Consider the following 12,635-nt stretch of genomic DNA (forward strand, 5'->3'; position numbering starts at 1 on the left):
TTCTTAATATTTTATCAATATCATTCTAATTAATTAGCTTTTCTATTAAATTTATTCCAAAATAATTTTGATAACATACCCCTTATTCAACCAAAAACACTGTTTAGTAATACATTGTCCATCTGGAAGTTTAACTTTATCTTGAGCATTTCTAGCTTTTGGTCTGATATGACAAATTGGATTATCTTTTGCGCCAGGCAGGTTATTACGTATACCTCTTGAAGTCTGTGTAAGTATAACACCTTCGTTAAGAATGCGTTGTGTTTTCATGAAAAACTCTTGTAACGGTCCTTCGATATCAGTCATTGGCATGTTCCATAACTTGTACCCAAGAAATATTTTATTACGTTTATCATCTTCTTTAAATACAACAAATAACCATTTTGTTGATTCGAACATCGTTTTTAAATGGCTATCATCCCACTCGGAAGTAGCATACTCATCAAAATCAATGTTCTCAAAAGACATGTGTTCTTTCAACTTACCTTCATTATTTAAAGTAATCGTTTTAAATTTAATGCTATACTTTTCAAATTCCTCGATTTTACTTAAATCATTCTTCTTAACACCTAACATATTACTTACCAGATGTGCGATACGATTTTTCCCATCACTAAGAGTGATATTTAATTGTTCGGCTATTTCAACATCAGATTTACCATAGTGATTCTTAAATTTATTATGTAATATCTGATCGATAGACTTTTCATTTACCTCTTTTGCAGTCGTAATTGCTTCAAAGTGCTCTTTTGTAATTAACTTTCGAACAAGATTTGACATGTACCCTTGCTTAATAGAATATGCTCGCTGCTTAGCCAAAACATTACTATTAGGCTGTTTTCTTAAAGATTTTGCTGCAGTGGAACCTTTGGTACATGCACCAAGTATTAATGTGTCACCTTCAGAAAGTAGGTGGGCTTCGCCATTGATGATTTTGTTATGTATTATATTCCAATCTTGTTTTATTGTTTTTAAGTCTTCTTCTGGAAATTGGAAGTCTTCAACTTTAATTATTTGAGCGTTTCTACGATCCATTTTGTTATTTTCATCTTTTTTATATTGATAGAAGAAGAGAAGTAAATGTTTATTTTTCTTCCAAAAGCTTGATGACTCAAATTCAACTGTAGCTTCGTCACAGTAATTGATTATATTTAATACGAGTCGCTCTTTGGCTTTCAGGTCTCCTTTTTTCATCTTTTGGATACCAGTAGCTTTTAGTTCTATTCCTACATCTGCAAAGTCAGGTTCTGCATTTGAATTTATTTCATAACCAAAATAACTAGCTTCGAGAATATGTCCCACAGAGCCTTTTACATTTGTATTCTCCAACATATCTTTCTTATCAATTTCATACAAATATTTTCCTTCTGCTTCTTTGGCATACATTATTAAATCTTTAACTGTCTCATATTCAAATTTAGCTATTTTGATCACCTTCTATTTTATGTATTGTGTGAAATTTAGAGATTTTAATAAGCTCGTGTTTTGGAAATACTAAGTTGATAGGACGTTCATTATATTTTTCGCCTGAATTATATATGTATGGTCCTTTACTTTCTTTAATGTAATACTTATGACTATTACTGTTCGAATTATTATCAATGAATGACTCATAGTTCGTTAAATTAAAGTCATAATGCTTATCCAAATATTTAATCAAGTCTTTCTTTAAAACCAATACAGATTCCATTTGCACGATATCATTATATTTTATGGTCTTCCAATCTTTATCTTCAGAGTTGCGCCAACCCCAGCTGAATAAGTAAGCATCTGTTTTACTATATTTAGGATTAAATAACCAACCAACTTTCTCATCATCTTCTTTGAAGTATGAAAGTTCTAAAGCGAAAGTAGGGAGACCTGTATCATTAATCGAATTAGCAAAATGATGTGATGCTGTTTTTTCATCTATATTCAATTTTTTATTAAATAATTTATGTTTGCCAACAATATCTACTCCAGCGTGTTGTAAGTTCATATCTGTAACTCTATTAAATACTAGTCCAAACTCTTTCTCTAGAAGGGGATATATATGTGTATCTAAATACTTATTAATTTCATGCTCGATATAGATATCCAAATTAAAATTACTCATATCAATCATCTCCTATCTAGGTTACTTATTACAAGTATATTTTTCTGAAATAAAAAAGTCTACCATCAATTGGTAGACTAAAAAAGATTTAATTGCGTAATATCATCTGGATAGAGTTTTTCGATTTCCTCAATTTGATTTCCCATTCTCGTAATTAATGGTACAACTAATGCGTTCCCCATACAGAAGAATCTCATCTTCTCTGGCATACCTTCAGTCCAGTTATCAGGAAAACCGTTCAATCGTTCAGCTTCAACAGGGGTAAGTGTTCTAAATTTATTTTCTGATTCTTTGATAAAATGTGTGCTTCTGTTTACTGAGGATTCACTCGTTAGCATCGTTCTTGCAGGTAAATTAATGTCATCGCTTTCTGACATACCACCTTCACTATAAATATACTTATGACCATCTGCTGTAATTCTTTCGATTTTCTTTGAGCCTCTTAAATATTTGAACTTCTCAACTTTATCTTCTGGAAGGTAATATTGTTCTGGGACTTCTTCAACGAGGACAGATCCAAGTGTAGCTGGAGATTCGTATTTCGGTACAGTATGAGCTGTATAAACTTCTCCATTCTTCATATAACCCGATGGATGGAATGTATAAGAAAAATTATCAGAAACACTAACAATATCACTCGAAAGTGAAGTAGTAGAAACACGATTCTTAACTATTTCATCAGTGATAGGGAATGCTTTCGCAAAGAATCCATCTTTAAATACAATTTGTTCCTGTGTTTTCTTGAGTATTGACTTAGCGTAGTTCGTTTCGCGTCTATATCCAAAGATGAATACACGTCTTCTACGTTGTGCATTACCATAGTCTGCTGCATTGATAACACGCCATTCAACATCATAACCAAGTTCATTTAATGTAGAAAGCATTACTCCGAAATCTCTTCCTCTTTGTTTAGAAGGAGATTTTAGTAAACGATCGACATTTTCAAGTAAGATGTATTTTGGTGCAACGTTTTGTATGAATCGCGTAATCTCCCAGAATAATACACCTTTCTTTCCTTGCATGCCGAGTTCGCCATTTAATGAGCGTGCTACAGAATAATCTTGACAAGGAAAACCACCAACAATCATGTCGACATTCGTCGCAGCAAGTTCAGCATTTGGAACTTCTGTAATATCCTCATTACTATGAATGCCTGTTTTGAAGTTTCGTGAATAACAATCAAAAGCATGCTGCACTTTTCTAGAAGGTTCCCATTGGTTTGCCCAAGTAACTTCAAACATATTATTGTTAGTGTTTTCTAAACCGATACGAAAACCACCGACACCTGCAAACATTTCCGCTACTTTTATCTTCTCCATAGTGGGCCTCCTTATAAATTATGATTAACTTTTATATTTTATCAAAGATCTGGATTGATTGATATATCGAATTTATTACCATCTTAATTATACGAACGACCGTTCGTGTTGTAAAGTATGTAGCATTACATTTTATTCGAAAGATGTGGGTATATATAATTATGAAGGGGTGGTGTTTGTTATGGAAGAACATACTCTTAATAAAACGATGGTAGCTAATTCAAAGAAGAAAAGTAAACCTGAGGACACCGTTCGTAAATTCTTATACTCCAAAGGCATTAGGTACAGAAAGAATGATAAAAGATTTCCAGGAACTCCAGATATCTATATACCTAAATATAAAACAGCGGTGTTTGTAAATGGCTGTTTTTGGCATGTACATAACTGTGACTTATTTGTTATGCCTAAGAGCAACCAAGAATTCTGGCAGAAGAAATTTAATAGAAATGTTTCAAGAGACGAACGCAATATCGAAGAATTAACTGAACTTGGTATACGCGTTATAGTTGTGTGGGAATGTGGCCTTAAACCACTAGAAAGAGAAGAGACATTGGAAGCATTATATGAGATGATTGTTAATGAGTTATAAATAAGAATATATTTTAATTTTTCTCTCTAAACAATTTTAAATAATAGGTTGTAATGTATAATAAAGATAAAATATTCAAACTTGTTACACGATTATTCTGAAAAGGTGATTATATGTTTCGAAAAATTTCTGCAAAAAATCCTAAGTTCAATGAAATGAATCAACGCTTTAGAAGTTTTTTTAATAGTTATGAGGACTTTGTTGTAAACACCGAACTAGGATATACAAAAGGTGTCACTAAAAATACAGGGAAAGGTCCTTCATATCATCGTTATTTAGTAAGAATATTTATCTTTATAGAAGAAATTTTCAAGGTGAAAATATCAAATCCTGTTAGTTTAGATACTTTTAAGTTAGTAGAAAATTTATCATATTTAGAAGCTTATAAAGCATATAATAAATCAGAATCTTATTTTCCTAAATCTTCAATAAATTATTATCTATCTTTTGTATCTCAGATATTAATAGATCAAGAAACAGAGATTGATAACTTAAGTGAACAGTTAATTGATTCCAAGCAAAACACTGTTAATAATTCAAAGCTGTTTATTGAAAATGATGTTAAAAGTCCTGAAAAAAGACCTGAACCAGTTACTGTTAATAATATAAAGAGATATCGAAGAAATTTGTTAGAAGTTAGGAAAGCGAAAGATTTTGCTAGTTATCTATGCGAATATGATAATAAGCATGTAACGTTTGAAAACAATTTTGATAACAATCCTTATATCGAAGCACATCACTTAATTCCAATGGCGACACAAGGATTGTTCAAGTATAATATCGACTTTGCTGACAATATCATATGTTTATGTCCTAATTGTCATCGCAGAATTCATTATGGTGTTAAATCAGATAAAAGTGAAATGGTACAAAAGTTTTATAAAGAAAGACATGAGAAAATAGAGGCTTATAAGGTAGATATTAAGTATAATGATTTAGAATTATTTTATAATATTAAATAATCACATTAAAATTATTTAATTATAGAAAGGGTGTATCATGCATCTTCTCACCACAATTTTCTTCCACCTCATCGATTTCATCATTCTAATCATCGAGAAAATAACGAAGAGACAGTCCTAATTTTAGGACAGTCTTTTCTTTAAATTTGATATAGTAAATAGACTCATATTCTCATTGAATTGACTAAACTTCATCCAATACTAAATATTTATTAATATTTAAAAAATGTAAAATATTAACTATAGTAATCATTGCGAATAGGAGATGGTGTTATGCAATTAATTTCAATATTATTTATGCATATCATTGATTTTTTCGTTTTAATTTTTGAGAAAAAACGTAAAAGATAAACTCATTTTTGAAAGTAGGTGTGTATATGAAGAAATTTCTATTATTCATCATTTCAGCAATTATTATTATAGCTATGGGTATTGGTGGATATATTGCTTATGAACGATACACATTACATCAAACGGTAGATGAATTTCTTGAAAAAAGAGATGCAGTAGAACAAGTGAAAATACGAGAAACGCATTATGATTCGAAGTTGAATGAATTTTACGAAGAGGTTGTATTTAAAGACGAACCAGGTTTAGAATATGAAATGTGAATGAGAGATGTTAAGGATAAAGTTTTATCTATTGCATATGGTAAACATGGTGAAGAACGAGGTAAGTATTCGAACTGATATCGAAAATTAAGAAGAGACAGTCCTAAGCTCAGGACTGTCTCTTCTTTCTGCTTGGTATCACGCACAGTTCTTCCATCGTCATACCATACAATTCTGCTATACGTTTAAACTCCGGGACCGTCACGATGCGATTGCCGCTTTCAATCTTCGAATAGATCGACGGGGTCACATTGATATGCGCGGCAACTTCCTTCGCGCTATAATCCAGATTCTCTCTATGCCATCTCAGTGCCTCAGCAACTGTAATATTGTCCATCTGATCACCTTCACTTTACGTGAAAGTATCAATATTTGTTATGTGTTTGGGGATAGTTGCGATGTTGGCAATAAATGACGCAATACATTTCATTTGTTATATAATATAGGGTTTATTGGTTTCGTATTTTTAATCTTAATTATTTATTGTACCGTGCATGCAGGTCGCTATGTGAAAACTTTCCAAATTCGCAACTTCTTACTTATATTTCAACAATCGAAATATTATAAAATTACACCACAGCATAGGGAGGACATCCATGGACGATACACTGCATCATATACATATGCTATTAATTGAAATGAAATCAAATGCACACCGTAATTACTTCAACGCACAGATGGATATTGAGCTTATTAGTCTCCTTGTTGAACTGTGTATGATCGAACTGCATATCGATTATTTCATCGGTACAGAACTATCTCCGTCTATGCGCATCTCTGTAACGCGTAAAGGGGAACTGTTTATCACTGCTTTCCTGGATGGTGCGGTTTAGTTTTAAGCAGGGTAGGAGACTAAGTGAATTCGCTAAGCAGAAGTTATTATTTATCCTTAGCTATAGCCACAAGAGGAATGCAGTTATCTAGAAATTGTATACAAAAAAACATCACCGAGAATTATGTTCTCAGTGATGTTTACATGTTATTTTAACTAAACTTCCTTTAAAAGCTATCCTTCTTTAATTTCAATGGATTTTTTAATAGTCTTTTCTATTTTAGGTAATGTTATTTTTAAGACACCGTCTTTAAAGGAAGCTTGGATATTGTCGCTATCGACATTACTTAGTGCATACGCACGTTGCATGTTGCTGTACGATCTTTCTTTCTGGATCATCTTACCTTCGTCATCTGTTGATTCATTTATGATATTATTTTCTGCTTTGATTGTTAGATAACCATTATTATACGAAATATCAAGTGAGTCCTTTGTGTAACCAGGTAATTCAACTGTCATTTCATATTGATCATCTTTTTCTTCGATGTCAGTCTTCATACTTTGCATATCTGGTAGAGTATTAAAGAATTGCTTGCTAAAATCTCTGAATAATGAGCTTGGTGTCATATCTAATAAACTGTTATTAAAACGATCTAATTCATAAGCCATAGAAAACCACTCCTTGTAATTTTTTATTTTACTTTTAAATTAATTGATTTAATCAGTTCCAAAGATTTGAGGTACTCATTCCAGCTATTATGTGTTTCAAACTCAACAAAATTCATAGGATCATTCAATGCATGTTTAAAACTAACACCGTTTGTGCGTTTGTGCACCGCCTTGATGATTAATTTGATTAAGATTTAATGTCATATAATCGCCTCCTAAACAAACTATATATCTTACACTTATATTTATATCAAATTGGTCAAAAAAGGTCAAGATACTTTGTGTAATTTTTATTCATAATTTTAGTGTGTTTATATCGCACTAAAATTATGCTGTATGACAAACTACGAAACCAATGGGGTTAACTCTATAGAATTGAGTCATTTAACTATGGATTAAATTCTTTTTTCATTAGTATTATCCTCTAATATAATTGGCGATAATGTAGCGGAAAATGTAAATTTAATAACCGGATCAAATACTTTAAAAATTTGATCCGGTTATTTATTTTGTTTCAATAATTATCAAGTATCTAATTTCGCTTTCTTGGGCCAAATAAAATAACTGATTGTGATGATAAAATCGATGATGAGGACAATCTTCCATATATTTATTACGCCCATTAAATTATTCAGAGACGACGGATTGTTTGCAACAACCTGCATCAGGTAGATAAGTCCATATGCGATAAGAAATGCAATGATGTGTTTAAAAAAGCTCTTTAAGTATTGCTTTGCATATTGGTTTCCGTATATTTTTTGAGGAGGCGTTTGTTTTAAGTATAATACTTTAAATTTTTCATCTGCCCAATTGATAAAGTCTTTACCGAATACAATTGAAATAGAAATGTATACAGCAGCGATACCATGTGCAATTTCTGCTGTTCCACCTTGGTATAGATTGAATGTTGTAGCGATAATTAAAAACAGGTCAACTAGTATTGTACATGATAATAGTGACATACTAAGTTTTTCTTTATGAAATATATATCTTGTTGCTAATCCGAGAACTATGAACATCCAAAATAGAATTTCAGCTGCAATGATTAATGTTATGATGATACTCACTTTACTCACTCCATCCATGATTGAATTTCTTCCGTTATGATTTGTTCTACTAAAGTGTTTGATAATTGTTTCGGCTGATAAAGTTTATGTAACGCTAATCCATCAATTAAAGCATGCAGTTTTGTGATGGCTTTTTCTTTGTCAATTGACTGATTAATCTTATTGGCTTGATGCAACAGTTCAAATGATCTTTGTACTAATATATAGATTTCATCACTCATTGTGTTTTCATCTATTGCGTTATTTTCCTCCTGCACCGCTAACCACACAATCATATCCGCAGTCCTTTTCTTATCGAGCGGCATTGTTAGTAATATTGCATCGACAATTCTTTTTTCAAGAGGTAAGTTTCGTTCCAAAAATATTGATTTGATATTTGATTCAATTGATTCAGTAAGCATATTTAGTATTTCTGAAAGTAATGCTGACTGGTTTGGAAAGTAATACCTGATTTGTCCTGTTGTCATTTTCGCTGCGTTGGCTATACTTCTAACAGATGTACCTTGTTTACCTAAATCCTGAATATTACGATAAGCAATTTCTAATATTAGGTGCTTTTTCTCTTCATGATTTACTATTTTCGGCATCGTCAATCTCCTTTTTAACACAAGTGTATTAAATAATACAATCTTATTTTAATACACTTGTATTAAAAAAGGAAATAATATGATATGAAGTTCAGTTGAATTACGTTTTGTTGAGGATGTAAAATACGATATATTGCAGTTTGATAAGAGGATTATAATTGATTAACTGCCTCTTATAGATATAATTAACATATATATGTAACAACATAACAGACATTGGAGGCTTTATGGATTACTATCAATTTATGTCCAGAGATATTATCGAACAAAATTTAGAGTTTGAACATATTGAACTCGTAAAAAATCAAAGTCGTTTTATAGATAATGATAAACTCAATCACGCTGTATTTGAACAGGTAAGATTTGAAATGGCGGATTATTTTCATGTTTTATTCAAAGATGTTGAACAGATAAAGATAATATTTTGTGTTGCATATAAAGATAGGTATTATCGTTTAAATTTAATAAAGTATTTTAAGCAATTTGAACGATTTAATTTTAGTCTCTATCATAATGAACTAAGTGATAATTGTCATCAATATGCATATATTATTAACAAAAGTGATTTGAATTTACAAAAATTAGTTAAAGATATTTGTTATCAAGATTTTGCGTATGAATCTCAAACCTTTAGAAAAGCATCGATTTTAACAATAATTACAAATTTAGATGAAGATATATTTTACTACCCCTATGATGATCGGGGCGTTGTCATATATAAAAAATGAAAAGAAGGTATCTGAAAATTACTCAGTTACCTTCTTTTCATTGACAATAATATCACCAGGCTGACAATCAAGATAGTCACATATTGCTTCTAAAGTGCTAAAACGAACTGCCTTTGCTTTTCCAGTCTTTAATATGGATAGATTTGCGATTGTAACATCAACCGCCTTTGATAATTCGGTTAAAGAAACACCTCGCTCTTTTAATACTTCATCTAACTTTATTTTGATCATAGTATACACCTATATTGTTAAGTCGTTTTCTTCTTTAATTTTTTTTGATTCTTCGTATATAAATAGTGAAGAAAGAATTACTATACCTAAAATAAATAATAACAGATTTGTTTCTACTGTAGTATTTAATAATGTTGAATATTCTACAGATGCATTAAGATATTTCTTAGCTAAGTTAAGACCTCCATAGCCAATCGTTAATATCGCAATGAGCATTAATTTATCATGATTGATTGTATTAAAATAATCTGCAATATCCACTTTTTGCATAAGTTGAAAAGTGAATATTAAAATCATTAATAAAATTATGCATTGAATAATATAGACTACAAGGTAATATAAACCTCGATTTGAAAAATGCCATAGATCATTACTAATTGAATTTGAGAAGAACTCTGAAATCGTCACTATAGAAGTAAGCAGTGTGACAATAAATGCTAAAATTACAAAGTACTTTGTGAATTTTAAAGATGTGATACTTTTATTCATTAAAATATCTCCTTTATTGTTTATCAATAAAAAATATAACATGATATTTATCGAAAAACAATAAATTTATTGTTTTTCGATAAAAATTATATATGTGATATCGAAAGCGGGAATATCTTTATGGCACTATCTATTTAGGTGGACTGTACAAATGGCTGATAAATCATTGTTGTATATTGAAATTATCGTATAATATGAAATTTAATTTAATGTAATAAATATAGGATAGTTACAATTTGTGTTTTAATTTTTACTTTCAATACAATATATGAAATATACATTTTAAATGCAAAGGAGAAATTATTATGACCGAGAGAAATAATAACTGGCCACCGAAGCATCATGGTGAACATAATCCTGCCGGCCGCACGGGTAATACTGATTTTGATGCATCGGGTCTAAAGGGGAGAGAAGACGAAACTTATGCAAAAGCGGCCTTTGGTGGAGCTGATTTTAATGATGGCATACTCGGAAGAATTGCGAATATCTTCATTAATAGAGATGAAGGTAGGAATTCAAAGAAATAAAGATATTATGATAGTAGCAGTAATCCTTATTTGTAAATTTCATTACTTACTCCGCCACTGTCTCTCTTCTATGTGTCTTCTTGATTAGGCATACGCTTTCATAAAATACATGTTTGGAAATATGTAAGAGAGGTATATAGTAACAGATTCAAAATTTGTACTAGATGGGGGTTTCTATATATGAAAGCAGTAACTTACCAAGGACACAAGAAGATGGTAACGAAAGAAGTCGAAGATGCTAAGATTATCGAATCCACTGATGCGATTATCAAGATAACAGCTTCAGGTATTTGTGGATCAGATTTACATTTATATCACCAAGGTGACTTATTTATGGAACCTGGTTTTGTTATCGGACATGAACCTATGGGGATTGTAGAAGAAGTAGGTAAGGATGTAAAGAACCTGAAGAAGGGTGATCGTGTCGTTATTCCGTTTAATATTGGCTGTGGTGAATGTTTCTACTGTCAGCATGATATGGAATCTCAATGTGATAATTCTAATGAGACGCCTGCTAACTGGAAGTTAGATAACGGCGGATTATTTGGTTTCGGTAACCTTCATGGTAATCATTGGGGAGGGCAGGCAGAGTATTTAAGAGTACCGCATGCTGATTTCTCTTCATTTAAGGTGCCAGATAACAACTTAAAGGATGAGCAGGTATTATTCTTATCAGACGTTGTACCTACTGCATACTGGAGTGTAGAACATGCAGGCGTTAAACCAGGAGACACTGTAATTGTGTTAGGTTGTGGTCCTATTGGATTAATGGCACAGAAGTTTGCAAAGTTAAAAGGTGCTGAAAGAGTTATTGCAATCGATAATGTACAACACCGTCTTGATCATGCGAAAAAGTATAACGGTGCTGAAGTGTATAACTTCGATGAAGAAAAGGAAATCGGAAAGTTGCTTAAAGAAAAGACACAAGGTGGCGCAGATGTTGTCATTGACTGTGTGGGTATGGACGGACAACAATCAAGTCCAGAACCGAAGTTATCAAGACGTTCTCAGCAACGCGGCACAATTAGCCCGATCATTACAGCTGCTGAATCTGTAAGAAAGTTCGGTACAATCCAGCTTACGGGAATCTATGGTACTCCTGCAGATAATTTCCCGGTTGATCTGATCTTTAACCGTAACGTTAAGGTGACAAGTGGACAAGCACCTGTAATCCACTTAATGCCTAAACTCTATCAGATGATTAAAGACGAAGTATTTGATCCTACAGAGATCATCACGCATACTTTCCCGCTAGAAAAAGCTGATGAAGCTTATAAAGTATTCGATAAGAAGAAAGACAACAATATCAAAGTTATACTTAAGCCTGAATAGAATAAAAATAAATAACAGCAGCAGATGATATCCATCTGCTGCTGTTATTATGCATCTTTTTAATTAAAACAAGTATATAATTCTAGATATCTTAAGTTTAATAATCTGTCTACGAGTATATTTAATTATAAGTGCAAAATATGTCTAAAATTTTCACAATTCTCAAACAAATATAGTGAAATATATACATTATTATTGTAATAAATATATAAATCCTTTAATATAAAAACTATCACGTGATGGTTTGGGTGGAGGAGAGCTAATTGGGAAGGATAAATTAAAAATAGGTGAACTTGCTAAATTGGCAGGGGTAACGAATAGAACCGTAGACTATTACACCAATCTTGGATTATTAGAATTTAACAGAAGTGAATCAAACTATAGATATTATTCAAACGTAATGGTGGACAGAATTAAAGAAATTGAGCAGCTTAAGCAAGAAGGTATGCATCTAAATGAAATTAAAAATAAATTTACATCACATGAAGTAATTGATATTCAAGATCTAAGGTTAAAGATCAATCAATTAGAACATGATATTAAGCATATTGCACAGTCAGAAGATTTAGCCGAAGCAAGATCTTTAGCTAAAAAAGACTTAGCTTTAATTAAAGCATTACTTTTATTTATACAAAATTAACGGAGGTGAATATTCTG

Annotated in this window: 17 protein-coding genes; 8 read left to right on the forward strand and 9 right to left on the reverse strand. The window is 31.5% G+C overall.

Annotated elements, in window-relative coordinates:
• Nucleotides 1-51 precede the first annotated feature (51 nt).
• The 3 genes from QNJ52_RS09135 to dcm all read right to left on the reverse strand — a co-directional run bounded on the left by QNJ52_RS09135 (nt 52) and on the right by dcm (nt 3,414).
• Nucleotides 52-1,386 carry a Sau3AI family type II restriction endonuclease gene (locus QNJ52_RS09135; protein WP_283722374.1) on the reverse strand — a complete coding sequence of 445 codons (1,335 nt, stop codon included), beginning with the start codon at nt 1,384-1,386 and terminating at the stop codon, nt 52-54.
• 31 nt (nt 1,387-1,417) lie between these two features.
• Nucleotides 1,418-2,095, reverse strand: a complete 678-nt coding sequence (locus QNJ52_RS09140) for a hypothetical protein (protein WP_283722375.1) — start codon at nt 2,093-2,095, stop codon at nt 1,418-1,420.
• 77 nt (nt 2,096-2,172) lie between these two features.
• Nucleotides 2,173-3,414: a DNA (cytosine-5-)-methyltransferase gene (gene dcm / locus QNJ52_RS09145; protein WP_283722376.1), complete on the reverse strand. Its 1,242-nt coding sequence runs from the start codon at nt 3,412-3,414 to the stop codon at nt 2,173-2,175.
• 181 nt (nt 3,415-3,595) lie between these two features.
• Between dcm and QNJ52_RS09150 the strand changes: the two genes are divergently transcribed.
• The 3 genes from QNJ52_RS09150 (at nt 3,596) to QNJ52_RS09160 (ending at nt 5,576) form a co-directional block, all read left to right on the forward strand.
• Nucleotides 3,596-4,003 carry a very short patch repair endonuclease gene (locus QNJ52_RS09150; protein WP_283722377.1) on the forward strand — a complete coding sequence of 136 codons (408 nt, stop codon included), beginning with the start codon at nt 3,596-3,598 and terminating at the stop codon, nt 4,001-4,003.
• Nucleotides 4,004-4,116: 113 nt separating this feature from the next.
• The gene (locus QNJ52_RS09155; RefSeq protein ID WP_283722378.1) at nt 4,117-4,965 is read left to right on the forward strand and encodes an HNH endonuclease; all 849 of its coding nucleotides are present in this window, start codon (nt 4,117-4,119) and stop codon (nt 4,963-4,965) included.
• A 377-nt stretch (nt 4,966-5,342) separates the two neighbouring features.
• Nucleotides 5,343-5,576, forward strand: coding sequence for a DUF3139 domain-containing protein (locus QNJ52_RS09160; protein WP_283722379.1), 234 nt, complete (start codon nt 5,343-5,345; stop codon nt 5,574-5,576).
• A 109-nt stretch (nt 5,577-5,685) separates the two neighbouring features.
• On the opposite strand, the gene QNJ52_RS09165 is transcribed toward QNJ52_RS09160, so the two are convergent.
• Nucleotides 5,686-5,913, reverse strand: coding sequence for a helix-turn-helix domain-containing protein (locus tag QNJ52_RS09165; protein ID WP_283722380.1), 228 nt, complete (start codon nt 5,911-5,913; stop codon nt 5,686-5,688).
• Nucleotides 5,914-6,172: 259 nt separating this feature from the next.
• Here QNJ52_RS09165 and QNJ52_RS09170 point away from each other — a divergent pair, with 259 nt between their 5' ends.
• Nucleotides 6,173-6,409 (forward strand): hypothetical protein, encoded by a 237-nt coding sequence (locus tag QNJ52_RS09170; protein WP_283722381.1) that lies wholly within the window; start codon nt 6,173-6,175, stop codon nt 6,407-6,409.
• A gap of 173 nt (nt 6,410-6,582) precedes the next feature.
• Here QNJ52_RS09170 and QNJ52_RS09175 read toward each other — a convergent pair whose 3' ends face one another.
• The 3 genes from QNJ52_RS09175 to QNJ52_RS09185 all read right to left on the reverse strand — a co-directional run bounded on the left by QNJ52_RS09175 (nt 6,583) and on the right by QNJ52_RS09185 (nt 8,671).
• The gene (locus QNJ52_RS09175; protein ID WP_283711473.1) at nt 6,583-7,017 is read right to left on the reverse strand and encodes an Hsp20/alpha crystallin family protein; all 435 of its coding nucleotides are present in this window, start codon (nt 7,015-7,017) and stop codon (nt 6,583-6,585) included.
• Nucleotides 7,018-7,541: 524 nt separating this feature from the next.
• A complete protein-coding gene (locus QNJ52_RS09180; RefSeq protein WP_283722382.1) occupies nt 7,542-8,084 on the reverse strand; it encodes a hypothetical protein in 543 nt (180 codons plus the stop codon).
• Nucleotides 8,085-8,089: 5 nt separating this feature from the next.
• Nucleotides 8,090-8,671 (reverse strand): TetR/AcrR family transcriptional regulator, encoded by a 582-nt coding sequence (locus QNJ52_RS09185; RefSeq protein ID WP_283722383.1) that lies wholly within the window; start codon nt 8,669-8,671, stop codon nt 8,090-8,092.
• 227 nt (nt 8,672-8,898) lie between these two features.
• Here QNJ52_RS09185 and QNJ52_RS09190 point away from each other — a divergent pair, with 227 nt between their 5' ends.
• Nucleotides 8,899-9,399, forward strand: coding sequence for a DUF3885 domain-containing protein (locus tag QNJ52_RS09190; protein ID WP_283722384.1), 501 nt, complete (start codon nt 8,899-8,901; stop codon nt 9,397-9,399).
• A gap of 18 nt (nt 9,400-9,417) precedes the next feature.
• On the opposite strand, the gene QNJ52_RS09195 is transcribed toward QNJ52_RS09190, so the two are convergent.
• Both QNJ52_RS09195 and QNJ52_RS09200 read right to left on the reverse strand, forming a co-directional pair.
• On the reverse strand, nt 9,418-9,630 hold the full coding sequence (locus QNJ52_RS09195) for a helix-turn-helix domain-containing protein (RefSeq protein ID WP_283722385.1): 213 nt from the start codon (nt 9,628-9,630) through the stop codon (nt 9,418-9,420).
• A 9-nt stretch (nt 9,631-9,639) separates the two neighbouring features.
• Nucleotides 9,640-10,119, reverse strand: coding sequence for a hypothetical protein (locus QNJ52_RS09200; protein ID WP_283722386.1), 480 nt, complete (start codon nt 10,117-10,119; stop codon nt 9,640-9,642).
• 305 nt (nt 10,120-10,424) lie between these two features.
• On the opposite strand from QNJ52_RS09200, the gene QNJ52_RS09205 reads away from it, so the two are divergent.
• The 3 genes from QNJ52_RS09205 to QNJ52_RS09215 all read left to right on the forward strand — a co-directional run bounded on the left by QNJ52_RS09205 (nt 10,425) and on the right by QNJ52_RS09215 (nt 12,618).
• Complete coding sequence (locus QNJ52_RS09205; protein ID WP_283722387.1) at nt 10,425-10,646, forward strand: hypothetical protein; 222 nt, start codon at nt 10,425-10,427, stop codon at nt 10,644-10,646.
• A gap of 180 nt (nt 10,647-10,826) precedes the next feature.
• Nucleotides 10,827-11,978, forward strand: coding sequence for a zinc-dependent alcohol dehydrogenase (locus QNJ52_RS09210; protein WP_283722388.1), 1,152 nt, complete (start codon nt 10,827-10,829; stop codon nt 11,976-11,978).
• Between the two features lie 301 nt (nt 11,979-12,279).
• On the forward strand, nt 12,280-12,618 hold the full coding sequence (locus tag QNJ52_RS09215) for a MerR family transcriptional regulator (RefSeq protein ID WP_481817298.1): 339 nt from the start codon (nt 12,280-12,282) through the stop codon (nt 12,616-12,618).
• Nucleotides 12,619-12,635 lie beyond the last annotated feature (17 nt).

The organism is Macrococcus sp. S115 (assembly GCF_030067655.1).
GTDB lineage: Bacteria > Bacillota > Bacilli > Staphylococcales > Staphylococcaceae > Macrococcoides > Macrococcoides psychrotolerans.

Excerpts from the sequence above, each read along its gene's own strand:
- QNJ52_RS09135 (WP_283722374.1), bottom strand. The coding sequence starts at position 1,386 with ATGTATGCCAAAGAAGCAGAAGGAAAATATTTGTATGAAATTGATAAG.
- QNJ52_RS09140 (WP_283722375.1), bottom strand. The coding sequence starts at position 2,095 with ATGAGTAATTTTAATTTGGATATCTATATCGAGCATGAAATTAATAAG.
- dcm (WP_283722376.1), bottom strand. The coding sequence starts at position 3,414 with ATGGAGAAGATAAAAGTAGCGGAAATGTTTGCAGGTGTCGGTGGTTTT.
- QNJ52_RS09150 (WP_283722377.1), top strand. The coding sequence starts at position 3,596 with ATGGAAGAACATACTCTTAATAAAACGATGGTAGCTAATTCAAAGAAG.
- QNJ52_RS09155 (WP_283722378.1), top strand. The coding sequence starts at position 4,117 with ATGTTTCGAAAAATTTCTGCAAAAAATCCTAAGTTCAATGAAATGAAT.
- QNJ52_RS09160 (WP_283722379.1), top strand. The coding sequence starts at position 5,343 with ATGAAGAAATTTCTATTATTCATCATTTCAGCAATTATTATTATAGCT.
- QNJ52_RS09165 (WP_283722380.1), bottom strand. The coding sequence starts at position 5,913 with ATGGACAATATTACAGTTGCTGAGGCACTGAGATGGCATAGAGAGAAT.
- QNJ52_RS09170 (WP_283722381.1), top strand. The coding sequence starts at position 6,173 with ATGGACGATACACTGCATCATATACATATGCTATTAATTGAAATGAAA.
- QNJ52_RS09175 (WP_283711473.1), bottom strand. The coding sequence starts at position 7,017 with ATGGCTTATGAATTAGATCGTTTTAATAACAGTTTATTAGATATGACA.
- QNJ52_RS09185 (WP_283722383.1), bottom strand. The coding sequence starts at position 8,671 with ATGCCGAAAATAGTAAATCATGAAGAGAAAAAGCACCTAATATTAGAA.
- QNJ52_RS09190 (WP_283722384.1), top strand. The coding sequence starts at position 8,899 with ATGGATTACTATCAATTTATGTCCAGAGATATTATCGAACAAAATTTA.
- QNJ52_RS09195 (WP_283722385.1), bottom strand. The coding sequence starts at position 9,630 with ATGATCAAAATAAAGTTAGATGAAGTATTAAAAGAGCGAGGTGTTTCT.
- QNJ52_RS09200 (WP_283722386.1), bottom strand. The coding sequence starts at position 10,119 with ATGAATAAAAGTATCACATCTTTAAAATTCACAAAGTACTTTGTAATT.
- QNJ52_RS09205 (WP_283722387.1), top strand. The coding sequence starts at position 10,425 with ATGACCGAGAGAAATAATAACTGGCCACCGAAGCATCATGGTGAACAT.
- QNJ52_RS09210 (WP_283722388.1), top strand. The coding sequence starts at position 10,827 with ATGAAAGCAGTAACTTACCAAGGACACAAGAAGATGGTAACGAAAGAA.